Origin of the sequence: Luteolibacter sp. Populi (assembly GCF_040801775.1) — a bacterium.
GTDB lineage: Bacteria > Verrucomicrobiota > Verrucomicrobiia > Verrucomicrobiales > Akkermansiaceae > Haloferula.
In genome coordinates, this window is record NZ_CP161812.1 from 6,380,066 (window position 1) to 6,405,430 (window position 25,365).

A 25,365-nucleotide genomic window follows, 5' to 3' on the forward strand; every position below is an offset into this window, starting at 1 on the left:
TCTCGCGGTGTACTTTGTGGCTGCTCATGCCGCGGGGGGCCTTCCGGCCTTTGGCGTGGACGCGCCCGTTTTCAATCCGGGGGAAAGCGATTCCGCCGTCACGTTCCCGGTCACGATCACGTCCGCGACGCCGGGAGCGGTCATCCGCTACACCCTGACCGGGGTAGACCCCACGGTCAACGACCCCACGGTCGCCTCGGGCGGTTCGGTGACCATTACCCGGAACCTCACCCTGCGGGCCAAGGCGTGGTCGGGCGGGACGACCAGCGGGACCACTTCCGCGACCTACCGGCTTACCGGCAGCGTTGCTCCGGGAGCCCACCATGTGCTGTCACTCTCGACCGGGCAGGCGGTCAAGTCCTGGGGCCTTCAGACCGGCGGACGCCTTGGGAATGGTGTCGCCACCACGAACTCCAATGCCACCCCGTCAGCGGCTCTTTACTCGGCCGGAGTTCCGGTGGCAAATGCGGTTTGGATCGGCGCCGGCCTCACCAGCAGCGCCTTCGTCAAGAACGACGGAAGCGTGTGGAGCTTCGGCAACAACGGGAACGGCCAACTCGGTGACAACACCACAACCAGCCGCTCTTATCCCGTGCGGGTGAAGACGGGTGCCAGCAGCTTTCTTGCTAACGCGGTCGCGGTGGACGTCGGCAACAGCTTTGCCGGGGCCCTTACGAGCGGCGGAAATGTCTACATGTGGGGTGACCAGACCGGCGGTCGTTTGGGCAATGGAGTAATCACGGGAGACCGGCTGATTGCGGTCCCGGCCACCACAACCGCATCGGGCGCCCCGAATCTCGACGACATCGTGTCCTTCGACCTGGGCGGCGGTTTCGTGATGGCCCGCGAGGCCAGCGCGATGGAGGTGACAGGGGGGACCGGGAATGTTTGGGTCTGGGGTCATAACGGCGTCGGCCAACTTGGAGTGGGAAATACCACCAATCGCAACCGCGCCAACCAGATGCTGACGTCCTTGGGCGTCTTGCTGAGCGATGCATGGTACGTCTCGGCTGGCGAATCCCACAGCGTGGTGGTGCGCTGGAAGGAGGGCGAGACGAGCCTCCAAGGAACGGTGTGGTGCGCGGGTGAAGGGGCCAACGGCCGGCTGGGACGCGGTTCGACTACCAACTCCGCCTATCCGGTCCGGGTGGAGATCTCGGCGGGCATCCCGCTGATGAATGTCGCGATGGTTGCGGCCGGCTCGGCGCACACGCTCGCCCTCACTACCGACGGGAAGGTCTGGTCATGGGGGAGCAATAGCTTCGGGGCCCTCGGCGACGGTACCATCGCGGACAGGACCCGCGCGGTGCAGGTGAGAAATCCCGATGGCAGCGGCTATCTGGGAGATCCGGAACCCGGCGACACCGACGACCCGCCGAAAATCGTCTACATCGCGGCAGGGGGCGACGGAGCGAACAACACCTCGTATGCGATCTCGGAGGACGGCAAGCTCTACGGCTGGGGCCGCGACGACCATGGCGAACTCGGGGACGGAACTCCGGGCACCGGAGCGACCACGCGGCCAGTCCTGATTCCCGGCAGCCCTCTGATTCCTGGTTTCCCCAACGTCGGGATTTCCTATTCTGTCACGGATGCGGATGCGCCTGGTGCAGTGACTCTCACCGCGACGCCGAGTGATCCGGACGGAATAGGCGACATCGCCAAGGTCGAATTCTTCTCGCAAGGAGTGAAGGTCGGAGAAGCGACCTCCAGCCCCTGGCAGCTGAATCTCACGAATCTTACCGCCGGGACCTACTACGTCTACGCGGTGGTGACCGACGACGGCACGCATCAGGGCCAGTCGAGCGCCGTCAGCTTCACGATCAACGAGCACGACCCCAATTCCGACGACGACGGCGACGGCATCATCCGGTCGGAGGAGCTTACCCTCGGGACCAATCCCGACAATCCCGACACCGATAGTGACGGGATGGGTGACGGATACGAACGGCATTACCTGCTCCTGCCGCTGTCTGCGGTGGACGGATTGGGCGCTGATCTGGGGCCAAATGAGGATCTTGACGGGGACGAGATGCCGAACAAGGACGAGTTCGACCGCGGCACCATTCCCTCGAATGCCGATGAGATGCCGCCGGTCACGGGCAGCGGTGCAGGCCGGACAACGGAATGGTGGGGCGTCGAGGGCGTCTCCTACCAGTTGCAGTATTCAACCGATCCCGGTATGGCGGGGGCGGTCACCCACCCTACGGTCTACGCTGGCAGCCATGCAAAGGTCACCGTGGCGCTGTCCACTCTCGTCAATCCGGCTCCCGATCCGCTCTACGTCAGGTTGCTTGCCGAGTCCGACGTGCCCGAACTGACCCTGGCCATAAGCAATCCTGACGGTGTGGCCCCGGAGCCGGTGACCATGACTCCCGCGATCGCCAATCCCACGAATACCACCGACATTGCAATGGTGGACTTTTATGTGAATGGAGTCCACATAGAGCGTCTGACGGCTCCGCCGTTCAGTTACACTGCCCAGAATCTCGGCGGAGGCAACTACGAGTTCCAAGTCATCGTCATCGACAATCAGGGCAGGAGGGGATGGTCCAACAAGCCAAGCCTCACCATTGTGGGACCTGATTCGGGAATTGACGAAGACGAGGACGGCTTGCCGGACGTGTGGGAACTCGAGTACCTCGGTAATCTCGACCACGGCCCTTCCGGCGACCCCGATGGGGACGGGCTCACCAATATGCAGGAATATGTGGCGGGGACCGATCCCCTCGACATGGACTCGGACGGCGACGGGATTCCAGATGGGGATGACGCGAATCCCAACGAGGAGGCTGCCGACGACTTCAGTGCCAGCACGCTGCTGGTGATCAGCCCCCTCAAGTGAAACTCCCAGCATAACCATGACGAATTTCTTTACAAGGTGGACGGGGCTTGCTGCCGCCCTGCTTTCGCTGTCCGGCACCTCGGGGGCGGGTGGCCAAGAAGGGCCGGCGAAGCAGGAAAGGGAGCGAACCTTGGAGCAATGGCAGGACCGCCGCTTCGGCATGTTCGTCCACTGGGGGGTATACGCGGTCCCGGCGGGCTTTCACGAGGGCAAGCCGGTCCGGCACCTTGGTGAGTGGATCATGCGCCACGGCAAGATCTCCAAGGAGGAATACGCCGGCTATGCCGCGCGGCTAGCTCCCGACGGCTACGACCCCGGAGCTTGGGTTCGGCTCGCGGAAGAGGCCGGAATGAAGTACATGGTCGTCACGGCCAAGCACCACGACGGCTTCGCCCTCTTCGACTCCGCGGCCAGCGGCTGGGACGCGGTGGACGCGACACCCGCAAAGAAGGACCTCCTGATGCCCCTCGTCGAGGAATGCCGGAAGAAGGGCATGCCCCTCGGCTACCATTATTCTCAGGCGGAGGATTGGTGGCATCCCGGCGGCGGAATCTCCGGCACCAGTTGGGATCCCGGCCAGGCGGGATCCTTCGACAGCTACCTCGCCGCGGTCGCGGTGCCGCAGATCAAGGAGTTGCTCGCCCGCTACGGACCGGTCTCATCGTTTTTCTTCGACACGCCGGTGAATATGAATGCCTCCCGGGCCGTGCAGATCGAGGCCCTGCTGCCCGCGACGACCCTGAGCAACGACCGCCTGTTTCCCGGATCCACGGGGACGTTCCGGACCTACGAGAACCAGTTGCCCCAGCGGTTCATTCCCGCCGGCCCGTGGGAACTCTGCACGTCCTGCAACGACACTTGGGGCTACAAGAACAACGACCAGCATTGGAAGGGCACCGGCGAACTGCTCCGGACCCTGGTCGAGACGGCCTCCCGCGGCGGAAACTTCCTGCTGAACGTCGGGCCTGATGCGAGCGGGAATATCCCGCAACCCGCCGCCGAAAGCCTGCGCGGGATCGGACGCTGGCTGGCCCGGAACGGCGAGTCGATCTACGGCACCCGGCACTCGCCTTACAACCCGATTCCTTGGAACGGCGGCTGCACCTCGCGGAGCCTGCCTTCGGGCGAGACCGTCCTCTATGCCCACCTGTTCGAGCGCCCGGGAGACCAACTCCTGCTGCCCGGTCTCGCCAACCGCCTGATCTCCGCAAAGCTGCTTCCGGACGGTGCCGACCTGGAGTTCTCGCGCCAAGGGAACTCGTGGCGGATCAAGCTTCCCGGCTTCGACGGCGGGAAGATCCCGACGCTGAAAATCACGCTCGACGGCAAGCCGGTCATCAACCCGCCCTCGATCACGCCGGGAGCGGACGGCAAAATGGTGTTGGGGGTGCACGCCGCACTCCTCCGCGGGAATCAGCTTCGCCTCGAGCGCCAGCCGAACTCGCCGGAGCCAAACATCGGCTACTGGACCGACCAGGCCGACACCGTTGCCTGGAGCGTCGATCTGCCGGCGGCGGCCGCCTTCGCGAGCGAATGGACCGTCGCCTGCGGGGAGGACTCGGCGGGAGCAGTCGTGGCAGTCATGGCGGCTGGCAAGGAACTCGGTCGCTTCGAAGTACCCTCCACCGGCGGCTGGAACGTGTTCCGGAAGATGCCCGGCCCCTTGCTATCGCTCCCCGCCGGAGCGGTGGAGATCCAACTCGTCCCTCTCTCCAAACCCGGCCTCGGGGTAATGAACCTGCGGGCCCTTAGCCTTTTGAAAACCCGGTGACCAACGCGACCATGAAGCTTCAACGACTCGTTCCGTGCCGCCTATGGCTGTTTGCTTGTCTCGCGCTTCCCGTGGGGACCCGGGCGGATGACTGCGATTGCTCGAAGCCGAAGGTAGTCCTTTCCGTCGTTCACGGCTTGTCGGTCCCGCCCCCCGAGCCCCCTGGCGAGCCGGTTCCTTTGGGAGACGTGGTGAAAATCAAGGTCGGAACACAGAGTTTCTCTTCGCCGCATCAGTCGCTGGAGATGCTCCCGCACCAGGACTACACGTTGGCATTGGATATCCACTCGGAGGTGGTCATCGCCTGCGACACCGTCGCGACGCTAAAGTTTCCGCACTGCAATGTCGAATACCAGAAAAACGGGGAAAGCACCTGGACGCGGGAGAGCGAAGTCAAGATCCTGATCGACGCCGACGAGGCTCACCCGGGGACCTTCACGATGAAGCCTTCCTCGGTGACGATCCGGCTCACTCCGGAAGAATCCGACGACAAGGGGGGGACCGAGGAAGCTGGCACGGAGGCCGAATTGGAGAATACCGCCCCAAACGTGGGGCCGAACCCCGTCACGGAGGAGCCCGAGGAGAAGCCGGCGGGACTCGGCTTGGAAATCTCCGCGGGAGCGGCCCAGACGGAGAACGGCACCTACCGCTCGGCGGGCAGCCTGACCAAGTATGGAAGCGCGGGCGCGGCCTTCGCCGCACCTCAGTCCTTCGAGTTCCACGCTCCCTCGGAAATCCTGGCCAACTTGGAACCTCCTTACGACAAACCCGACGGAATCGGCGGGATTTACGAAAAGCATTTCATCGTGCCCGACGCGGTGCTGAGGCTCGTCGGCTGGACAGGATCGGCCGAAAGGTCATACACCGGAGCCACGCAAAGCCTGGTGGAGGTCTACGAGCGCTCCCAGTACAACGCGATTAGCCATACCTTCAGCGGACCGCCGCACAGCTACTACCGGCTTGAGATCCAGGCAGGGGAGGGCATTTGGGCAGATGGAACCACGTTGGTTCAATCGAATCGCGGGGTATCGCGCACGGAGTCCATCCAGGCATCGAACGACGGCTTCTCGACCCGCCACCAGAAAGGTGCTGTGGTCACGGAGAAGTTGATGGTCCCGCCCGATATCAACGGGGACTGGAGTGTGACCACCACGGTTACCCGGAATACGGTCGTCACCTCATCGCTTACCGACACATGGTCTGTAGAGGCATGGGGCAACGCGCTGGTCGAATCCACGGTGGATCCCGACCCGGAGGCATCCGCAGACGAATTGAGCACCTTCTATTCCTACTATCCCGACGGTCGGCCGAAGTCGGTGTCGAGGCCAGATGGGTCTTGGGAGTACTATGGATACCAATCAGTTGTAGGCGGCGTAATGACAAGGACCTATTCGCCTTGGCTGTCGGAGTCGGAGTTGGATTATTCTGGCGGTGTGTATTCGCTTCCGGCGGCGGGTCTCGCGATCAGGCGTGATTCGACCTACAGCGCCAACGGACATACTGAAAACACCTACTTGGAGGATCTTGCAGGTTCGGATACGCAGATGGGAAGTAATGCGACCTCCGAGAATGAGGCGGATGGGGTTACCACCACCACGATTTGGAGGGGAAGCGGGGAAGGGCAAAACGTGTCCTCCTCCAGTGCGGTACACGTCCAAGGGGATGGAGTGGAACGACCGATCATCGACGCATGGCTTGTCGGACGCACGGCCATGACTTGGGACAGCGGCGGGAAGGCGGAACTGCACGAGTATGAGAAAGGCAATTGGAATGGTTCCAGCTTCGGTCCAGCCGAGGATGGTGAATATCTGCGCGAATCCGTGACAAACGGCGTGGCGGCGTTTTCTGGACCAATACCGGATCTCGTCGCGGTCCCGGGGAGGACCACCCGCACCCGTAAGGTCACCGGCCCGGACGGCGTGGTGCTGGAGGAAGAGCAAGTTCTCGACCCGGTTTCAGAAGGGTACGAGACCGCCGTTGCAAGATTCTACCTTTACGAAGAGTCCGGCTGGCACCGGCCCACCGGAATCAAGATTGGTGGCGTCTTCGTCTCGCGGATCGAGTATCATCCCTCTGCACTCGTGACCCGGAGTCATGATGAGAATGGCACCGTGACCGAGACGGAAACGAACGCTTACGACGAGATCGTCCGGAGAACCGTGACCGGGCCGGTAACGGAAACCGCACCGGGCTCGCTCCCGGATATCACCACCACCTACATCCGGAGCGGGAGAACCCTTACCGCGGAGGTGGATTCCCGAACGGTTTCAGAGGAGACCCGCGATGCAGCGGGCAGGTTGAAGTCACAACGGGACTCCAATGGAACAGTGACGACGTACTCCTATCCGAACGGCGGTCGCGATTTGGTGAGCATCAGAACCGGGTCCGGTCGAGGTCACCCGGTCAAGCCACTACGACGGCCGCCCGCTTTCGACAACGGGAAATGGCGTGGTGCCCGTCTACTTCGACTACGAGGTGGATGGAGGCGGCCTCCTCACGCGGACCACCATGATTGGCGGGTCGGGCAGCTTGCGGAAGACCTGGCAGACCAGCAACTGGGACGGAACGATTGCCGGAAGCGGCAAGCCCGACCCGGCGGGATCGGAAACTCCGGTATCCAACACTTACACCTATCGACTTTTTACCAAGAAACTCGCCCGTATCCACTCGTCGGCAGCCGTAGCGGGGGTCCCGGATCAAGTCCGGAGTCAGATTGAATCCGACGCGGGCACGATGGGTTTGCATTTCCTAAGCGGGACGGAGACGGACGGCAACGGTTTGGAAACCGCGGCGGACGACCGGTTTACCGAGACCGAAATATCTTACGTGAAAATAGGCGCGGCTTGGTACCGGCAGACCGTTCGCAGCGAGTATCACACGGTCGGCACCACGGGGGCCTATGCGACAGCCACTCTCGAAGCCATGGCCCCCTTGGCCGTGAACGGCGGCAGCTTCGGCGACGGCCTGCGCTGGACGACGATGGTGACCCGCGGGGGTCGCACGATCGAGACCCACCGCGACTGCTTTCCCGATCAGGCCGCGGAACAGATCGTCACGGAGGATTCCGCCACGACCACCTCGCCGGACCGGGTCACCGTCGCTCGCCGCGGGCTGGCGACCTCCTCCTCTGCTTACGGGACCGCTGCGGCGGAGACCCGCGCCTACGACGCTTCGGGACGGTTGGTGTTGCTGACCTCCGCGACCGGAGCAACCACGGCCTACGAGTACAATCCCACCGGGCAATTGGCGCGCACCCGCGATTTCCAGAACCACGTGACGAGCTATGACTACTATGCCGCCAATCACCCGGCGGCGGGCATGCTCTGGAAGACCAGCAACGCGGAACTGGAAACCACCGAGACCGTCTACGACAGCGTGGGCCGGGTGGAGGAGACCAAGGGCACCGGTACCTACCGGGTGAAGTGGATCTATAACATCTGGGGGGAAGTTTCCGGCATGCGGACCTTCCGCGACGGCGGCACCGGCGACCTTACCCAGTGGGATTGGAACGAGGTGACCGGCATGCTCGATTCCAAGACGGACGCCGCGGGAAAGATCACCAGCTACGACTACTATCCCTCCGGTCTCCTCGCAAAGCGTACCGCCCCCCGTGCGGCCTCGGTGAATGTCATAGCCGATTATACCTACAATGGCTACGGTGACTTGGAAGAAATCGCCTACGACGACGGTACCCATGGAGTGGTATTTTCGGGGCATGACCGGCTGGGACGGCCCCTTGGGATCGCCGATGCTTCCGGAATTCGGAATATGGCCTACAATTCCGAAGGCGCTGAGTCGGTGAGTTACGACCCCACGTCGCTGCTCCCCGGCATCGTCCTGGACTACACTTGGGATTCCGGGACCTTGCGGCCAACCGGCTACATCACGAGCGGCAGCGGCCCTGCAGCAGCATGGGGCTACGACAGCGAAGGCCGCTTGGGCACCGTGACGGGCTCGGGCCGCGTCCATACCCATTCCTGGCTGCCGGGCACGAACACGCCGGCCGGGGTCTCCACGGCACTCTCAATCGCCCTGTCCTCGCCTGTGCTGGTGCGTGAGATGCGGCGCGACCGGATGGAACGCCTGCGGGGAATCGAGACGCGGAGCGGTGCGGGCACCGTGCTGGCACGCCACGGCTACGAGCTGGACAAGGCCGGTCGTCGCACCCGTGCGGTAGGGGAGAACGGCCAAGCCTGGGATTACGGGTACGACACGCTCGGGCAGGTGGTCTCCGGCGTGAAATCCTTTCCGGGCGGCGGGGCCATTCCCGGCCACGAGTTTTCATACCAATACGACGGCATCGGCAACCGGACTGCGGCGGTGCATGGCGGCATCGGCAGCGCGACGACGGGCACGGCGGTCAGCTACGATACCAATGAACTCAACCAGTACGAGGAAGTGACCACGCAAGGAGGCCGCTTCATCCTCGGCGAGTCACCCGATCCGATCACGGTGACGGAGAACGACACCCCGCCGCCTGTGAATGCCATCCCCGCCGGAGGCCTCGGGTTCCAGTCGCACCGGATCGCAGGGGACAACAGCATGGCCCCCCTGTGGAGCCACGACACAGTGACAAGCGGCATCAATAGCGAGAATGGCCACACGTTCACTCCGAAAGCCTCAGTCGCTCCAACCTACGACTGGAGCGGCAACTTGACTTGGGACGGTCGCTGGGACTATGTTTGGGATGCCGAGAATCGGCTAGCCAGTATGACCACCGCCGAAATCGCCTATAATGCCGGGGTTCCGCGGCAACAGATCGGCTTCGTCTACGATTCGGATTGGCGGCGGATTGCGAAGACCGTTTCGACGTGGAACGGGGGCGGCTATGCGTTCACAAGCAATACGCTCTTCCTCTATGACGGCTGGAATCTGATCGGCGAGTACAGCGCACCTTCAGCGGTACCAACCAGCTTGACGATACAGGTGGTCCATACCTGGGGAACAGACGTTTCGGGTACCATGCAAGGAGCTGGGGGAGTGGGTGGCCTGCTGGCAACCGAGGTGAAGAACCCGGCGGCGGTGTGCTATCCAGCCTATGATGCCAACGGAAATATTAGTGCTTGGGTGGATGGGTCGGAAAACGTGCTTGAGCGACGAGAATATTCGCCCTTCGGGCAATTGGTCTCACGTTACAGGTTTGGATCGGACCTGGTGTTGGATAGGCTTAGTTTCGGATTCAGCGCTAAGTACGAGGACGCGGAAACCGGAATGCTCTATTATGGCTTCCGATTCTATGACCCAGTGTCAGGAAAATGGATTTCGAGAGATCCGATCAACGAATCTGGCGGGGAAAATCTTTATAGGTTTTCCGGGAATAACGGTGTGATGAGGTGGGATTATTTGGGATTATTTGGTTCAGTGAAAGACGCGGGTCTCGCTGGGGCGATCGCTGCCGCCGAAAAATCCCACGCATTTGATTTGAGGACTAATAAAGGTAATAATGATAAGGGAAAGGATTATAATTGGGCTGGTGATGAATACGATTTCCGCTTGGAATATGCTGGACTTGTGTGCTGCAAAGGGCGTGATTATAGGCACACTGATCCGCACCCGGGGGTAATATACGGTCCGAGCCCGATGCAGGTTGAGAATAGGAGAGGTGTGATGCCACCTGCGACTGGTGCCAACTATGACGTTCAGGGCAATCAAACATACGTCGAGCCAAGAAATAATTCCGATCCTAATGCAAAGGCGGGAGCATCAAGCGACCCTACGCAGGATCCTAGACTAATGGACCCAAAGAACAGGGATCAAAATCCCGAAGAATTCACAGTTACCTGTGAAAAAGCTTTTGGAAAAGGTTGGGTGCAGGTGGGACATTTCCACTCCCATCCATGGGGGAGTGGGGTTAATCCAAGTGACCCGGACAAAAATATTACTAATCAAGGCAGGAGATTTTTAGGTGTCGTGTGGGAGGATGGATTCACCACGGCAAAAGAATACTGATATGGAAGAGCAGCGTGATCTATGGGTTAAGATTCTTTTGTTCCTAGCGGGGGTGACTGTGGGATGTGCGGCAATTCTTTTCTTTCGCCTACCGCTTGGGAATGCTTCCATAATAAAGAAAGCGTCTTCATTTCCTCTGGTTTTGAGTGTGAAAGAGGTGGGTGAGAATAGGAAAACAGCCAGCGGTGATGTTGTTTTCGTCCGAGGAATTCTTTTCTGCGATAATGAAAGGAATCTTTGGCTCATCCAAGATCGGACTGAAGCCGATCCGTTTGGTGAAAATGTTAACTGGCGAAAGGAATACCGGATAGGTTTGAGTTCTATGCGATTTAATGGACGATTGGTTTATGCTAAATATGGCAGTTGCATCATTGAGGGGAAATTTGGTTACCGGGATCTTCCGTCCGGCGAACCCGATGACAAGATTGCCGTATATTCCATTTCATGGAAATGAATGTGAACTTCTCGGCATGCAGTAGGCGCTCCGCGCAGTTCCCATTCTTAGGGAAGCGCTATTAATTCCGGATCGCGGCGGAAAGTGCTCCGCCGATGGTATCGCAGCCTGTGCCGGAGGAGTCATAAGAAACGGCTGGATTGGAACAAAATGAGTGTCCATGCCAGCCGGTGCATTAAAATGCCTGTCCCTTTACAAAGAAAACTTGCGTCGGCAGACCCGCTTCCTACCCTCCCGCCCGTGCGCCGTCCCCGCCTCAAAGCCCCCACAACTCATCCCTTCGCCTACTATCATTGCGTCTCGCGCGTGGTGAACCGGGCCTTCGTCCTCGGCCCGGAGGAGAAAAACCAGCTAGTGGCCTTCATGCGTACCTACGAGCGGCTCTACGGCCTGCGGGTTCTATCCTACTGCATCATGTCCAATCACTTTCACATCCTCGTGGAAGTCCCGCAACGCCCGGCCGATTCCGCCTTGCCCGGCGACTGCATCCTTGTTGCCAAGGTTCGTGGCTGCCTCGGCGATAAGATTGCCGGCGGCCTCGAATGGGAACTCGGCCACCTGCGCTCCATCGGTGCCGGCGATGCCGCCGAGGCCCTCCGCCAGCGATGGTTCTCCCGCATGTGGGACATCAGTGCCTTCATGAAGGTCCTGAAGCAGCGCTTCACCCAGTGGTTCAATGGGAAACACGGTCGCCGCGGCACTCTCTGGGAAGAACGCTACCGCTCCGTATTGGTGGAGGGCTGCTGCCACGCTCTTCGGGCCATGGCCGCCTACATCGGCCTCAACCCGGTCCGCGCGAGAATCTGCGACATTAAAATGCCTGTCCCTTTACAAAGAAAACTTGCATCGGCAGACCCGCTTCCTACCCTCCCGCCCGTGCGCCGTCCCCGCCTCAAAGCCCCCACAACTCATCCCTTCGCCTACTATCACTGCGTCTCGCGCGTGGTGAACCGGGCCTTCGTCCTCGGCCCGGAGGAGAAAAACCAGCTAGTGGCCTTCATGCGTACCTACGAGCGGCTCTACGGCCTGCGGGTTCTATCCTACTGCATCATGTCCAATCACTTTCACATCCTCGTGGAAGTCCCGCAACGCCCGGCCGATTCCGCCTTGCCCGGCGACTGCATCCTTGTTGCCAAGGTTCGTGGCTGCCTCGGCGATAAGATTGCCGGCGGCCTCGAATGGGAACTCGGCCACCTGCGCTCCATCGGTGCCGGCGATGCCGCCGAGGCCCTCCGCCAGCGGTGGTTCTCCCGCATGTGGGACATCAGTGCCTTCATGAAGGTCCTGAAGCAGCGCTTCACCCAGTGGTTCAATGGGAAACACGGTCGCCGCGGCACTCTCTGGGAAGAACGCTACCGCTCCGTATTGGTGGAGGGCTGCTGCCACGCTCTTCGGGCCATGGCCGCCTACATCGACCTCAACCCGGTCCGCGCGAGAATCTGCGAAGATCCCGCCGAATACCCCTGGTGCGGCTACGCCGAAGCCCTTGCCGGCGGGGAGAACTCCAAGGAAGCCAGCGAAGCCGTGCGTTTCCTCGCCGCCATCCAACCCCATGGTGGCCATCTCCCAGAGCAACCCGCGCCTGCCGAAGCGCTCCGCAAATGGCGCTGCCACCTCTTCGGCATCCCCGCCAATGAAGCCGCCCAAGCCGAGGAACTTGCCAAAGGGGACAAGGCCCGCCTCTGGCGAGACCGCATCCCGCGCGACACGGCCCTCGCCGTCCTCGCCGAAGGCGGCAAGCTGCCCGCCGCCGACTACCTCCGCTGCAAGGTCCGTTACTTCAGCGACGGCAGCGCACTCGGCCGCCGGGATTTTGTCGAGTCCGTCTTCCAATCCGCCCGCGATCGTTTCGGCCCCAAGCGCAAGTACGGCCCGCATCCCCTCCGGGGCTTGGCCACCGACAGCAAAACCGACCGCCTCTACAATCTCCGGCAGCTTCAGGTCCGAGTCTTTGGCTGAGATTGCTGCCAATTTCGCCAACGCCGGAAACGTGGCAGGTAAAAAAAGTGGCGAGTGCCATCTCTCCGAAGGGACCCGCACCATTGCGAGAAGGCCCCGTCCCGGAATGTTCCGGGCGGGGCCTTCTCGCTTGGTGCCACCGCCGGGTGTCTTGCAATCGGAGTGGTCAGGCCGCGACGCCTTCGCCTTTGTACTTGAGCTGCCGGACCTGGCAATCGGCGGGATCAAGGTCGTCGCGTTTCCCGAGGTAGACCGGCTGGTAAATGCAGCCGCTCTGTGGATATGCGTACAAATAGCGAACATCCACGATATCGCCCGTTCCGGGATGTCGTGATCCGGCGGGATCGTGACATTGCCGGCCGGGACGCGCTCGGGCCCATCAAGGAGGACAAGGGCGACGCTGCGGCGGGTATTGACCGATGCCACGATGAACGACGCGGAGGTGACGAACTTGAACTTCAACTGCGTCCCGCCCGAGACTGGACGCCCGGGGGTCGAGCGGCTGTCGCCGTCCTTGAAGACGACGCCTTCGGCTCCGTTACGGCGGAGTGCCCGGAACATGTCATCCTTGTCCTTCGGGTCGAATGCCGTGGCCACCGGTCGGATCGGGCCGTTGGCGTCGAGTATCCGCAGCATTCCTGCATAGCGGTCCAAGTATGGCCGATTCCTGACATCGACCCCACCCACTTCCAGCAGGTCAAAGGCGTGGAGCCTATCCCCGACCGCCTCACCGTCGATGAGACAATCCACCGGCAGGTATCCGGCGGCTTCGACGATGGGTGCGGGCAGGGCAACGATGAGCCCGCGGCGGTTGATGCCGTGGACGTCGACGCCTTGCTTGCGGACGAGCATGCGCTTGCCGTCGTGCTTTTCCTGGAGGACGTGCCGGGTGTCGCCGAGCAGACGGCTCAGGTGGCATTCCTCCACCGGGTTGAGGAGCTGCGGGCGAACGCCGCTGTCGCGACCTTCGTTCCCGGAGGAGTGGTAGGGCGTGCCCTCCTCCGCCGGAGTATAGCCTTTGGATAACTTGGAAGCGATGAGCTTTCTTTCGATCTGCTGGGCCTGCTCAAGGGTGAGGGGCTTGGACGTCTTGACGCCGGTCTGGAGCGTGGCCCCGCGCCGGCCATGGGCGAAGGTGACATGGTAGCCGTCTCCGGCTGGTTCGATCTCGGTCTGATAGACTTTGTCAGAGCTTCCTTCGCGGTAGGTACAGGGTGGTGGGCATAGTGGTTGTTGGTTTAGTTGGCCCGCCGTGAATGGCGGGAATGGCGGGAAAGCGGTTTGGGAAATGGGGGTTGCCGCAGAGAGAGATTCCCTTTATGTTCAGGGATCCTGAACATGCGTGCAGTGACACCGCTTCCTTACAAGGACCTCCTTTTCGCCATCGCGGAGGGCAGGACGGGTACTTCACGATGCCAGGCACAGGAGGCCGGCTTCGCCCGCAGCACGCACAGCCTCACGTGAAGGCGGGGAACTGGATCGGGGAGCAACCGCGGCATCTACCGGCTGAAGCGTTACCCCGTGTCGGAAGCCGGGCAACTGGTGCTGTGGTCGCTTTGGTCGCTTTGGTCGCTTTGGTCGCGCGACCGTCGCGGGGAGCCGCAGGGGGTGTATTCCCACGACACGGCGCTGGCCGTGCGGGACCTGTCCTACGTGAACCCGGCCAAGCTTCACATGACGGTGCCGCCCGGATTCCGCCGCAACAGTGAGACGCCGGCAGTGCTGGTATTGCACAAGCGGGAAGTGTCGCCGCCGGAGGTCATACGGGAACGCGGCTACGCGCTCACCAAGCCGATACGGGCGATCCTCGATTGTGCAGAGGAAGGTCCGGATCGAGATCTCCTCCGGCAGGCGCTGGAGCAGGGACTTCGACGAGGCCTGATCACCCGGCAGGAACACAAGGAGGCGAGGTCGATAATGGATCTGCCTGGATGGTTGAGGAAGATGCTGGAGAAGGCAGCATGAAGACCTATTCGACGGCATTCGCGTTTCGCCGCGCTTTGGAGGACCGGCTCGCAGCGGCCGCCAAGGCGGAGGGGATCGATCTCCTGCGCATGAGGAGGCAGGTCTCTTTCTACCGCTTGCTGGTTCGCTTGTTCGCCGAAGGCAATCGGCCGTGGCGGCTGAAGGGCGGCTACGCGTTGGAATTGAAGTTGGCCATGGCGCGTACCACCTGGGATCTCGATCTCGGACTGACCGCCGATGGATTCGCTGCCGCAGACCTGCTGGAAGTCTTGCAGGCAGCGGCAGGATCGGATGCGGGAGAGTTCTTCGTGTTCACTATTGGCGAGCCGACGATGGATCTCGACGGCGCGCCCTACGGCGGGTCTCGCCAACGGGAGCCCTTCGAGTGGATTGAGCCGCGGGAGTGGCTCGGCTTTGCCGGGATGTCGGCTGGAATGTTTCCGTCGATTTTGCGGGAAGAGCACTTCGCCCAAAAGATTCACGCCTACACGCTACCGCGTGGCGAACGGCCGAACACCCGGGTGAAGGATCTGGTGGATCTCATGCTGCTGATTGATGCTGGCGGACTCGAGCGCGAGCGGCTGATCCGCGATCTGGACGACACGTTCCGCCGTAGGAAAACCCATGCAGTCCGGAGATTTTGGAGCCTCCACCCGATTTCTGGCTGCCTGTGTTTGGAGAGCTGGCCGCGGAGTGCGGCATTGATGGCGATATTGCGATGCAATTCGAAAAGGTGAACGGCTACTGGGCGGGAGCTCGGTGATGCCGTTCTGAACGCCGGTACCGGAGGGAGACCAGGGTCGTCCTTAACACTACCGTAAAGCGCATCAAAATTCATGCATCTAGGTGGACCACGTGTCGGGAATTCCCTCTCTCCCCCCAACGCCGCACCTGTGGGCGTTGGGGGACCTTCCTCCAGCATCTATTTCTCGGGGTCGGCCGTGAACGCACCCGGATCCTCGGTGCCGAGCCATATTCCAAGCGCCCGGCGTTTGAAGTAGCAATCCTCCCACGTCAGAATCCGATACGGGCGCTTTCTTCCACAGCTCCCGGCTGGACGCGGTCACTGCGGTGGCTGTCAGTTGAGCGATTGCACCCGGGGGGACGGACGCGAAGAGGATGGCCCAGCTTGCGACACCGCGCCGGCCTCCCGGGCGCGTCCCTTGGCCCAGGTCTGCAATACCTCGATCCGCTCCTTCATTAGCTTCGATACCGGGGTGGTGGCGGCGATGGCGGCCCTAAGGTCCGCCGCAGTCGGTTCGCGGCCTTCGGCAAATGCCTCATGCAGGGCTTCGCGGTACGCTCCTTCGATCTCCGCCCCGGTGAACCCCTCGGTCGCCTTGGACAGCGCCGCAAGGTCGCAGGCCCCCGAGTCACGGCGGTGCCGGGAGATGACGATTTTCCAAATCGCCCCTCGCTCCCCCGCATCGGGTAAATCGACAAAGAACATCTCATCGAAACGACCTTTTCTCAAGAACTCCGGCGGGAGCTGGCTCACGTCGTTTGCCGTTGCCACCACGAAGACCGGCTTCTCCTTCTCCTGCATCCAGGACAGGAAGCTGCCGAACACCCGGGACGAGGTGCCACCGTCAGAGCTGCCGCCGCCGGTGCTGCCTCCAAACCCCTTCTCGATCTCGTCGATCCAAAGAATACAGGGGGCGATGGCTTCGGCGGTGCGAATTACGGACCGGAGGTTCGCCTCGCTCTGCCCGACGATGCCGCCGAAGACCCGGCCCATGTCGAGCCGCAGCAGGGGGAGTTGCAAGATGCTGGCGGTAGCCTTGGCGGTGAGGCTCTTGCCGGTGCCGGGAATGCCGACGATCAGCAAGCCCTTGGGGACGGGGAGACCGTAGTCGCGGGCTGCGGCACCGAAGGCAGGCCGGCGCTGCGACAGCCAGCGCTTGAGCGCATCGAGGCCTCCGATGTCGTCGAGGTTCGGCTTGGCTTCGACGACTTCGACGAGGCCACCACGTTTCAGGGTCCGTGCCTTTTCCCGGGCGACCAGGATCGGGTCGATGCGTCCGCACTCGACGAGGGAGAGCGCGAACGCGTTTTCAGCCTCGATGGTGGTAAGCCCGAGGGCGGCATGGAGGACGCTTTCGCGGATGCCATCTTGAAGCAGTGGCTGGTCGGCCGAGGTCAGAATGCCATCGAGAACGCTTCCGAGCTTGGTTGAGTCGGGCAGGTTGAGGTCGATGACCGACACCTCGTGCTCGAGTTCGGGCGGTAGCTTGGAGCGGCAGCCGGTCAGCACCAGCGCGTGGCCGTTGCCCTTGGCAAGGCGAAGGAGGTCCTTCAGCCGGCGGACGAGCACAGGATCGCTTTGATCGAGGTACATCTGTAGGTCGCGAAACATCACGATGTGGCGGGTTTCGCTCTGGCGAAACAGAGCTTCCACACGGGCGAGCGCGTCCAGCGGGTCGAAGCAGTCGATGCTGGAGCAGCGGGTCACATCCACGAGGCCATCGGTGGCTGACCAGGCGTGGAGGTTGCGTTGGAGTTCCCGGCAGGCAGCGGCCAGTTCGGCTTCGGCACGGGCTTCTTCCGGGGTAACGAGGACGAGGCCGGGGTAGCCGGCGCGGAGGTAGGTGATGAGATTCATGGGATGGAGTGATGGGTTGGAAAAGGAAGACCCCGGCCCTCATATCGAGGGCCGGGGTCCGATGGTTCGGTTGTGTGGCGGGTGCAGGATCAGTGGAGGTCCTTGAGGATCTCGCCCCGGCGCTTTGAAAGAACCTCGAAACGCTGCCTGATCTGATCGAGCGAGTAGCTTGCGGCGCTGGCCTGATTGGCCGCCTCGTAAGCAGTAGCCGCTCCGTCGATGGTCAAGCCGCCGTCTCCGGTCACCGCGCCGTAGCCGGCGGCGAACGAGCTGATGAAGGCATCGAATTCCGCCTGGCCCATCTGCGCCCGGCATTGCTGGGCGACGGTTTGGAGCTGGAGGATCTCAGTGTTGACCTTGCGCAGCTCCGCCCGCAGTTCCTTTTCGCTGGGACCGCAGGACGGCACGATGCAGGCGGCGAGGACGAGGGCAGCAATAATGGCTGGTTTCATGATGGATTTGGATCGGGTCTTCGGCGGCACGGGTGTGCCGGGTTGCAGGTTGATTTGTTCCCAATCGAGGCAGGCCTCGCGGGAAGAGTCGGATTGAAGGAGTTGCCCGGAGGCCGCGCAGCGGACCTCCCTGCATTGCTCCCCCGGCTTGAAGTCGATCACGGTGGCCCGGACGACATGGAGCCGTCCGATCTTCCTGAGATCGACCGCCTCGGTGTAGAGGCACTGGATGCGCCCCCGGGGATCGAAGCGGAGTCTTGAGATCATGATCCGCCGAGGGTTTGCTGTTGTTGAATGGAGACATTGCCCTGCCGGTGCTCCGGCTTGAGGGTGCGCTCCGTGCGCTTGCCAAGGGCCCGCTCGATCGCCTGGGTGGCCGCCTCGCAGCCCTTGCCTTGGAAACCCTCCGCCTCCACCTGGATGTCGCCGGAGGGCGACACCCGGACGAGGATGCGGCGGCTCACAGCGCACCTCCTTCCAAGGTGAGCAGGACGCAACCGTCCGGCTCAATCTGGCGGCTGAAGCGCAGGCCCCGGCTTCGGGCCTCACGCATCGTCTTTTGAACGCCGTAAGATTGGAGCAGCCGGCCATAGCCGATTCCGACTTCAATCTCGACATGCCCGCCCCACCAATCGGTGGTCAAGGCGTAGGTGCCATCGCCAGCCTCGGCAGGATCCACGGCAATGTCGTAGGGGCCTTTGAGGCGGACGATCCTGTGCGCGGTGCGGTTGATGCCGCCGAAGCCGCGGCACATGATTCCGGATTCGAGCACGAGGTCCATCTCGACGCAGGCGTCGCGAAGGGTTTCGAGATCCCGGACTTCGGTTTTGATCGTGGTGAAATGACTCATGGAACTGATGGTGGTTGGGGGATGAATGCACGAGGGGCGGCTCCTTGTTGGAGACGCCCCTCGTGCAGATTCGGGAATGTTCGTTGGCTACGTGGCTAGTAGATCTGGCTTTGGTGTTTTAATAATTCAGGCTCGTCAGGATAGTTCAGGCAGGTCGGGTGATGGCGTTTGGCATGTAGGAAAATCTGACAGAAGGAGTCGGTTGAATGGCTTCCTGGAAATGAAGCGCCCGGCGGCGGGATTGCCGCCGGGCCCGATACAGATCAGCTGGCCACCGCGAGCTTGCGCCCGCCGAGCTGGCCGAAGCGTGTGAGCACGTCGCGGCCTTCGGTTCGGACCATGGCCACGGCGTTGTCGCGCAGGCGGTTCAGCCCTTCGGTCAGACTTCGCAAGGCGGTGCTGTCGTTGCGATAGTCCTCGGCGCTTCGTGTGAGCAGTTGCTCGCGGAAGCGTTCAAGGGTGGTCTCCAGTTGCTGATCGCCCGCGAAGTTCAGCGATCGGAAGCTCTCGATGAACGTTGTGAGACGGTTGAGCGTCCGCTGATGGACACCTCCTTCACTGCCATCGATGGTCGCGAGCACGTCCGCCGCGAGCCGGGCGGTTTCTTCCCGGAGAGTCGTCACACTCTCCCGGATGAAACCGTCCAGATCGCTTTGGAGCCGGCGTGAGGCATCTTCCGCCACCCGGCGGCGCTGGTCGGCAATTTCCATCTGCTCGATGGACTCCGAGACCTCCAGCCGAAGGTTTTCGGGTGACGCCACCTGGAACATTCGTGTGTCGAAACCGAACCGTTTCGCGATGTCACCTGCGGGCGGGAAGGATTGCTCGATAGTGATCAGCAACGATTCCGTGCTGCCGTTGAGGTGGCGGGCAGCTTCTCGCCACTCCTCCATGGCCCGGTCACGCAGCGGACCGTAACCCGCCACGAAATCGAGGGTGGCTTGGCGGAACTCATCCCTGAGCTTGTCGAGTCCTTCTGTGAGCGCGGCCAGCCGGGGATTCGGGACGAAGCGTGCGATGCCGCCCAGGAACGGGAAGCTGCCGCTTTCGACCAAGGCATGAGCCCGGGACTCGATCAAAGAGAAGGCCGACAAGGCCTCGCGTGGGATCAGCCGTTTGTGACCAAGTTGGATCAGGCGCTCTGAGACGTGAGCGGGATCAAGTCCGAGATCTTCGGCACTCAGTTTCTTGCATCCGCGCCAGTAACGGACGCTGGTAGCACAGAGAACGCCGCGTCTGCACACGGCTTCGAGGAGAGGCAGGTTGTATTGCTGGGACATGGGATGTGACTGGTTGTTTTGGTTGGAGATGAAAACGAAGCACCCGCCGGGTCGGGACGACCGGGCGGGTGCTTCATTCAATGGATGTGATGTGGATCAGCGGGTCCAACGGGCAATCAGGACGGTGACCAGTGCTCCAAGAATCATAGGGACCCAGAAGTCCTGGACGATTTGGAGACTGAGCGCCGCGATCGAGATGCCCGCGAACACCGCGATGTATGGATGGGGATTCATCGTGGGGTAATGTCTAACGGAGCAAGCGGCCGAGCGTGATGACGACTGATACCCCGAGGAATGCGAAGCCGATCACCTTCAAGCCGTCTCCCAAGGGACGCGTATCTGTGACGATCGGCTGCGGAGCTTGAACGGGTTTGGCTCCCTCCGAGCAGGCGGAAGCCCCCAGCGCGATCGCGACACAGGCAAGATAAAGCGGCGACCTCATGCGGCCCTCCTCTCCATCACCCCGGGCCATCTGGAACATTCGTTCCGGTACTGACAGCTCATACACATCATACCGGGCTGCGGATGGAAGCGGCCTTCCGACATGCCGATCACGGCGGTGTCCAGCATTCGGACCACCCGGTCCTTCCGCTTGGCATCGGCGGGCCGCGAGGATACGCGGATGACTTGTGGTACCTTGGTCTTCACAAGAAACACGAGGTCGAGGGATGGCGGCTTTTCACCGACGGCCCGTTCCAGCAGGAGCTGGTAGGCGACCAACTGGATTTCATGATCGAACACCGCGTGCCGTGGATCGGGCTTGGCCGCTGCTGACTTGAAGTCGATAGGAGCAAAGCAGTCCGTCACCAGATCAATGGTCCCGGTGAGGGGCACGCACAGACCGGCGATGTCCTCGGTTAGTGGAACCTCCACCGCACGCGGCTTCGCCTTCGGCGCTTCCGGGCTATCGAGGTAGGCAGCAACCACTCGAAGTCCGGCAAGCCGTGACTTCTCGCGTTCGCCATCCTTCCACTTCACCGGTCCTTCCTCGCGTTCAAGTTTGATGAACGCATCCTCGAAGGCCCCGGCGATCACTTCGGGTGAGTCATCCGTTCCCCGCCAGCGAGCCAGGTGGAATGCCGGAGCGCTGCATGGACGGACTTTCCGAGGTGAAGCGCCGGGGTGGTCGCCTTCTTGATCTGTAGCACACGCTCGAAATAGAAGCGCAAGGAACAGGCAAGGTAGGACTTCGCTGCCGACGGGCTGCTGTAGTCAGGTAGCCTTGAGCTGCCGGACTTCTGTGGATCGACGAGAGCGATCATCGGCGGCCTCCGTTCCCGTTGACCCCGGCGTAGGCGGAACGTCGGCTGTTTTCCGGAGGGCGCTGCTGCCCACCGTGGGTATCGATGAGTTCGTCGATCAGCCCGGACGCTTCCACCTTGTTGAGCAGGCGCACGCCTTTACCGAAGCGCTCGACGGCAAGGTTCTCTACGTCCGCTTTTTCAAGGTGGTGCTCGGCGACGAGGTTCTCGATGAGTTCACGTTGCTTGGTGCTGCACTTCCAAGCGGTGTTCACTGGCCTGGGACTGCAGCCGGTGGCGGGACTGCTGGTAGAAGAGGCTGGAAGGCTCCCCTCCATGCCGTAGTCGCCGGGCGGGACGAAACCAGTGTTTTGAATCTGCTCGTCGACGTTAGTCTGAAGCAACTCGTAGATTCGCGCGGCTTCCGCTGGGACTTCGGCGGTGGTCACGATCTCCACCTCAATTTCGACGCTGAACTGGTGGCTGGAGTAGCCAGGCAGTCCGAGGCGTTTTGAGTAATTTGCGATTAGCTTAATGGCCATTTTGGCTGGTTGGATTGTTGGTGATTTCGTGGAATCCGTACGCAGTAAGCCCCGGCACCCCGCGTGGGGAGTGCCGGGGCTTTCGGGCGACGGGGTGGTGGTCAGGCGACAGACTTCTCTGCGACTGCCGTCGGGTTGACATCCGGCAGCAAGGTGAGGTTGGCGTTGCCGCCTAAGGCCTCCCGAAGGATGAGGTCTGCCAAGTGGGTCATGGGCATCCGCCAACGTTGTCCTTCGCGATAGAGCAGTCGGACGACATCGTCAGAGAGCTTGGGAGAATAGAGTGTTCGAGCCATGGAATTAATGTTGGGTGGTTCAATTCCTTATGACGCCCCGGAACCGGGAATTGCGTTGGCGGTGCGGCGCGGTTTCTCGCAGTTCGCGTTCAATGCCATTGCGGCCCCCCGCAGTTGAATGCAGTGATTGCAGTGCACGGTATGAGTCTTGAGTCGCCCCGGGAGAAGGGGAGGGAATGTTTTTTTGACAGCCCGGATAGTGTCACGCCGAATCGAGGCTCTCCTCCGGAATTGCTGCCCTTCAATCGTTTTTCCCAAACGGCCACGTGGCGGTGCGCAAGCCTTCATCCCGCTGTTCCGTTTCCGGCAGCAATGACTCCCATTCCTCAATTCCGTGGGGCTCGGTCCCTCAGGCAAGGAAGGATCAGCTACTTTTGCGGAAACAACTCCGGTACATCGGCTCGTCGGGGAAGAGATTGGATACCCCCGTTTTCAAGGCGCGGGCGAGATGGATCAGCTCCATGTCGCCTACCCAGCGCAGTCCACCTTCGATCTTTGCCACGGTGTCGCGGCTAACGTTCCATCCGATCAGCTGGCAGTGAGCTGGCCCCCAAATTTCGGCCACGAATTGGCTAAACTAAGCTATGGTGGCAGGCTGCGGGAGAGCTTGGGATGATCATGGTTTGCGGATCAAGGTTGGAGTGACGGGGGACTCGAAATCGGGAAGCCGTAGCGGAGGGACGAGCACGCAACGGAGCGTAGCGCAGTGGAGGGCGAGGACCGCAGCGGAGGCTTCCCGATTTCGGCGCGCCGGGGGTGTCATGCCGCTCTCGGGGCTTCGGCTGGCGGCCGGTAAACCCGCGACGGCGTGAGGTTGCCGAGGTGCTGGTGCGGACGCCAGTCGTTGTAGCGCCCGAACCACTCGCGCAGCCCTTGCTCAAGGCCGAGGACCGTCGCGTGTTCCTTGAGGTAGATCTCCTCGTATTTCACGCTCCGCCACAACCGCTCGATGAACACGTTGTCCATCCACCGCCCGCGGCCATCCATGCTGATTTCCACACCGAGGTCCGTGAGCCGACCCGTCCATTCCGCGGAGGTGAACTGGCAACCTTGGTCGGTGTTGAAGATCCCGGGGCGCGTGCCAGTTGCTCCCAAGGCCATTTCCAGGGCCTCCAGGCAAAGGCCGGTGCCCATAGTGTTGGAAACCGCCCAGCCGAGCACCTTGCGCGAGTGCCAGTCCATCACAGCGCACAGGTAGGCTTGGCCGCGCGGCATCGGCACATACGTGATGTCGGTACACCAGACTTGGTCGGGCCGGTCGATCACCAGCTTGCGCAGCAGATACGGATACTTGCGATGCCCGTCGTCCGGGATGCTGGTCCGCGGTTTGCACCGGATCGCCTCATGGCCCATCTCGCGGCGCAGCCGGTCCAGGCGCTTGCGGTTGACCTTCACACCATGATCGCGCTCCAGCACCGTCATCAGCCGCCTGCTGCCGAGGCAGGGATCGACCAGATAGATCTCGTCCAACAGCCGCTTGATGCGCAGGTCCTCCGGATCCTCCGCGACCGGTTGGTAGCCAGCGGTGGAGCGCGCCACGCCCAGCAGTTCGCACTGCTTGCGCATGCTCAGTTTGGGATGCCTCTTGTCCAACAACCCGACGCGATCCCTCACAGACCGAGTTGCTTGGACTTTTTTGTCAGCCAGTCCAACTCGACGGCCTGCTGCCCGATCTTGGCGTGGAGCCGTTCGCGCTCGCGCTCGAAGTCCTCGGCTTCGGTCTTGCCCGCGCCGCCCCCGAAGGCGCTCGCGGCGTTTTGAGCCATCGTCTTCTTCCACTCCGAGACCTGCACCGGGTGGACGTCGAATTCCTTGGCGATTTCCTGGATGGTTTTCACGCCCTTGAGCGCTTCAAGCGCCACACGGGCCTTGAACTCGGGATCGTGTCGTCTGCGTTTACCTTTCATCTCGTGCGTGTTCGGTTTGGTTCTAAGGCCACACCTGCACACCACAATCATAGCTTAGGCACTGGACCGGTTTTCGGGGGCCAGCTCACAGGCCGCAGCAAGTTCGGCTTGGGAAAGGCCGCTGGCGCTGCGGATTTTGGCTACTTGTCGCCCGACCACGTTGAGGGGGTAGGAACGAGCCATGCGAGGCGCAGCCTAGCTGCTTCCGGGATTGTCATTGTGCTCGAACGGGCACATTATCTACCCGAATGAGCACAGCCACAGCCCTCCTTTTGCCTCACAACGCTCGCCCGGAAAGGCATGCACGGCCCGCCCCGATCAAAAGGTGTTCGACTCTCTCCAGCTTTTTCCGCCTGCTTGTCCTACTTATTGCCAGCGTTGCCGGTGCTGGGGGGGCGCTTGCCGATGAACGGCAGCAGGCTGCCTTTATCGACAGCCGCGCTAAATTCGACGGATTGATCCTGAAGGTCGTAGGTTCAAATCCTACTCCCGCCACCACTTTCAAAGCCCTGCAACTCAAAAGGTTGCAGGGCTTTTTTTGTATCGGCTGAATTTGCCACGTCGGCAGGGAGTGCAGGCAAGTACTCCGGTCTGGCTGACTGGCAGCGGCTGTCGGGGGTGCTATGCCAGTCCCTGCCGCCGCGCGTTCGTGATCAGCTCCGCGGCATTCGAGGCACCGAGCTTGCCCATCAGATTGGCGCGGTGGAATTCCACGGTGCGGGCGCTGATACCGATGAGTTCCGCGGTCTGACGGCTGCTGCGCCCGGCGAGGATGTGAGCCAGCACCTCCTGCTCGCGCCGCGAAAGGATCTTGCCCACACCTTGGGGCTTCGCCTGCTCACGGCCCAGGGTTTCACGGTAGCGGGGGGAGTAGCTGTGCCCGCCATCCGCCACGGCTTGGAGTGCGGCACGCAGTTCTGCCGGGCCGGCGCTTTTTTCCAGATAGCCCTGCGCCCCGCTCTCGCGCACGCGGGTGAGCGCGAGCGAATCCTCGAGCGAGGAAAGAACCAGCGCGCGGACGCCGGGAAGGATGCGCCGGGCGCCGGCAAGAAATTCCAAGCCGTCCATGCCGGGCAATTGCAGGTCGATGATCAGCAGCTCCGGTTGTGCGCCGGGGAGCAGGACGAGTCCTTCCTCCGACGAAGGCGCGGCTCCGACCAGCTTGAAGCCGGGGAGCGCGGTGAGCCATTGTTCCAGAAAGGCGCGGAACATTCCCTGGTCTTCCACGATGAAGGTGCGGACGGCTTTCATG

The 25,365-nt window shown here is 61.9% G+C and carries 23 protein-coding genes and 2 pseudogenes; 10 read left to right on the plus strand and 15 right to left on the minus strand.

Annotation, left to right across the window (positions count from 1 at the left end; all coding sequences use genetic code 11):
- Nucleotides 1-55 precede the first annotated feature (55 nt).
- The 6 genes from ABWK72_RS25965 (at nucleotide 56) to ABWK72_RS25990 (ending at nucleotide 12,978) form a co-directional block, all read left to right on the plus strand.
- Nucleotides 56-2,845: an Ig-like domain-containing protein gene (locus ABWK72_RS25965; protein WP_367872485.1), complete on the plus strand. Its 2,790-nt coding sequence runs from the start codon at nucleotides 56-58 to the stop codon at nucleotides 2,843-2,845.
- A 16-nt stretch (nucleotides 2,846-2,861) separates the two neighbouring features.
- On the plus strand, nucleotides 2,862-4,616 hold the full coding sequence (locus tag ABWK72_RS25970) for an alpha-L-fucosidase (RefSeq protein ID WP_367872486.1): 1,755 nt from the start codon (nucleotides 2,862-2,864) through the stop codon (nucleotides 4,614-4,616).
- A gap of 191 nt (nucleotides 4,617-4,807) precedes the next feature.
- Nucleotides 4,808-7,333, plus strand: coding sequence for a hypothetical protein (locus tag ABWK72_RS25975; protein WP_367872487.1), 2,526 nt, complete (start codon nucleotides 4,808-4,810; stop codon nucleotides 7,331-7,333).
- 262 nt (nucleotides 7,334-7,595) lie between these two features.
- Nucleotides 7,596-10,565 (plus strand): RHS repeat-associated core domain-containing protein, encoded by a 2,970-nt coding sequence (locus ABWK72_RS25980; protein ID WP_367875382.1) that lies wholly within the window; start codon nucleotides 7,596-7,598, stop codon nucleotides 10,563-10,565.
- 1 nt (nucleotide 10,566) lies between these two features.
- Nucleotides 10,567-11,019: a hypothetical protein gene (locus tag ABWK72_RS25985; RefSeq protein WP_367872488.1), complete on the plus strand. Its 453-nt coding sequence runs from the start codon at nucleotides 10,567-10,569 to the stop codon at nucleotides 11,017-11,019.
- Nucleotides 11,020-11,259: 240 nt separating this feature from the next.
- The gene (locus tag ABWK72_RS25990) at nucleotides 11,260-12,978 is read left to right on the plus strand and encodes a transposase (protein ID WP_367872489.1); all 1,719 of its coding nucleotides are present in this window, start codon (nucleotides 11,260-11,262) and stop codon (nucleotides 12,976-12,978) included.
- Nucleotides 12,979-13,144: 166 nt separating this feature from the next.
- Here ABWK72_RS25990 and ABWK72_RS25995 read toward each other — a convergent pair whose 3' ends face one another.
- Complete coding sequence (locus ABWK72_RS25995; RefSeq protein WP_367872490.1) at nucleotides 13,145-13,270, minus strand: hypothetical protein; 126 nt, start codon at nucleotides 13,268-13,270, stop codon at nucleotides 13,145-13,147.
- A 38-nt stretch (nucleotides 13,271-13,308) separates the two neighbouring features.
- On the opposite strand from ABWK72_RS25995, the gene ABWK72_RS26000 reads away from it, so the two are divergent.
- On the plus strand, nucleotides 13,309-14,004 hold the full coding sequence (locus ABWK72_RS26000) for a hypothetical protein (protein WP_367872491.1): 696 nt from the start codon (nucleotides 13,309-13,311) through the stop codon (nucleotides 14,002-14,004).
- 27 nt (nucleotides 14,005-14,031) lie between these two features.
- Here the strand turns inward: ABWK72_RS26000 and ABWK72_RS26005 are convergent.
- Nucleotides 14,032-14,268 (minus strand): annotated as a pseudogene (locus tag ABWK72_RS26005) (hypothetical protein); the annotation flags it as partial.
- Nucleotides 14,269-14,499: 231 nt separating this feature from the next.
- On the opposite strand from ABWK72_RS26005, the gene ABWK72_RS26010 reads away from it, so the two are divergent.
- Nucleotides 14,500-14,943 carry a hypothetical protein gene (locus tag ABWK72_RS26010; protein WP_367872492.1) on the plus strand — a complete coding sequence of 148 codons (444 nt, stop codon included), beginning with the start codon at nucleotides 14,500-14,502 and terminating at the stop codon, nucleotides 14,941-14,943.
- Nucleotides 14,940-15,680, plus strand: a complete 741-nt coding sequence (locus ABWK72_RS26015) for a nucleotidyl transferase AbiEii/AbiGii toxin family protein (protein WP_367872493.1) — start codon at nucleotides 14,940-14,942, stop codon at nucleotides 15,678-15,680. The genes ABWK72_RS26010 and ABWK72_RS26015 overlap by 4 nt, the downstream gene beginning before the upstream one ends.
- 341 nt (nucleotides 15,681-16,021) lie before the next feature.
- Here ABWK72_RS26015 and ABWK72_RS26020 read toward each other — a convergent pair whose 3' ends face one another.
- From ABWK72_RS26020 to ABWK72_RS26075, 12 genes and pseudogenes are all read right to left on the minus strand, one after another.
- Nucleotides 16,022-17,545: an AAA family ATPase gene (locus ABWK72_RS26020; protein WP_367872494.1), complete on the minus strand. Its 1,524-nt coding sequence runs from the start codon at nucleotides 17,543-17,545 to the stop codon at nucleotides 16,022-16,024.
- A gap of 89 nt (nucleotides 17,546-17,634) precedes the next feature.
- Nucleotides 17,635-18,264 (minus strand): hypothetical protein, encoded by a 630-nt coding sequence (locus ABWK72_RS26025; RefSeq protein WP_367872495.1) that lies wholly within the window; start codon nucleotides 18,262-18,264, stop codon nucleotides 17,635-17,637.
- On the minus strand, nucleotides 18,261-18,461 hold the full coding sequence (locus ABWK72_RS26030; protein ID WP_367872496.1) for a DUF2997 domain-containing protein: 201 nt from the start codon (nucleotides 18,459-18,461) through the stop codon (nucleotides 18,261-18,263). Before ABWK72_RS26030 ends, ABWK72_RS26025 begins: the two co-directional genes overlap by 4 nt.
- The gene (locus tag ABWK72_RS26035; RefSeq protein WP_367872497.1) at nucleotides 18,458-18,847 is read right to left on the minus strand and encodes a DUF1257 domain-containing protein; all 390 of its coding nucleotides are present in this window, start codon (nucleotides 18,845-18,847) and stop codon (nucleotides 18,458-18,460) included. The genes ABWK72_RS26030 and ABWK72_RS26035 overlap by 4 nt, the downstream gene beginning before the upstream one ends.
- 263 nt (nucleotides 18,848-19,110) lie before the next feature.
- Nucleotides 19,111-20,127 carry a DUF3150 domain-containing protein gene (locus ABWK72_RS26040; RefSeq protein WP_367872498.1) on the minus strand — a complete coding sequence of 339 codons (1,017 nt, stop codon included), beginning with the start codon at nucleotides 20,125-20,127 and terminating at the stop codon, nucleotides 19,111-19,113.
- Between the two features lie 96 nt (nucleotides 20,128-20,223).
- The gene (locus tag ABWK72_RS26045) at nucleotides 20,224-20,361 is read right to left on the minus strand and encodes a hypothetical protein (RefSeq protein WP_367872499.1); all 138 of its coding nucleotides are present in this window, start codon (nucleotides 20,359-20,361) and stop codon (nucleotides 20,224-20,226) included.
- Between the two features lie 204 nt (nucleotides 20,362-20,565).
- On the minus strand, nucleotides 20,566-21,162 hold the full coding sequence (locus tag ABWK72_RS26050; protein WP_367872500.1) for a PD-(D/E)XK nuclease family protein: 597 nt from the start codon (nucleotides 21,160-21,162) through the stop codon (nucleotides 20,566-20,568).
- Entirely contained in the window at nucleotides 21,159-21,389 is a 231-nt protein-coding gene (locus ABWK72_RS26055) for a PD-(D/E)XK nuclease family protein (protein ID WP_367872501.1), read from the minus strand. Before ABWK72_RS26055 ends, ABWK72_RS26050 begins: the two co-directional genes overlap by 4 nt.
- Nucleotides 21,386-21,910 (minus strand): hypothetical protein, encoded by a 525-nt coding sequence (locus ABWK72_RS26060; protein WP_367872502.1) that lies wholly within the window; start codon nucleotides 21,908-21,910, stop codon nucleotides 21,386-21,388. Before ABWK72_RS26060 ends, ABWK72_RS26055 begins: the two co-directional genes overlap by 4 nt.
- Nucleotides 21,911-22,011: 101 nt before the next feature.
- Complete coding sequence (locus ABWK72_RS26065) at nucleotides 22,012-22,206, minus strand: hypothetical protein (RefSeq protein ID WP_367872503.1); 195 nt, start codon at nucleotides 22,204-22,206, stop codon at nucleotides 22,012-22,014.
- A gap of 759 nt (nucleotides 22,207-22,965) precedes the next feature.
- The gene (locus ABWK72_RS26070) at nucleotides 22,966-23,985 is read right to left on the minus strand and encodes an IS3 family transposase (RefSeq protein ID WP_367871730.1); all 1,020 of its coding nucleotides are present in this window, start codon (nucleotides 23,983-23,985) and stop codon (nucleotides 22,966-22,968) included.
- A pseudogene (locus tag ABWK72_RS26075) lies at nucleotides 23,943-24,164 on the minus strand (transposase); the annotation flags it as partial. The pseudogene ABWK72_RS26075 and the gene ABWK72_RS26070, both read right to left, overlap by 43 nt.
- A gap of 197 nt (nucleotides 24,165-24,361) precedes the next feature.
- Between ABWK72_RS26075 and ABWK72_RS26080 the strand changes: the two are divergent.
- Nucleotides 24,362-24,664 (plus strand): hypothetical protein, encoded by a 303-nt coding sequence (locus ABWK72_RS26080; RefSeq protein WP_367872504.1) that lies wholly within the window; start codon nucleotides 24,362-24,364, stop codon nucleotides 24,662-24,664.
- A gap of 70 nt (nucleotides 24,665-24,734) precedes the next feature.
- Here ABWK72_RS26080 and ABWK72_RS26085 read toward each other — a convergent pair whose 3' ends face one another.
- Entirely contained in the window at nucleotides 24,735-25,364 is a 630-nt protein-coding gene (locus ABWK72_RS26085; RefSeq protein WP_367872505.1) for a response regulator, read from the minus strand.
- Between the last annotated feature and the right edge of the window lies 1 nt (nucleotide 25,365).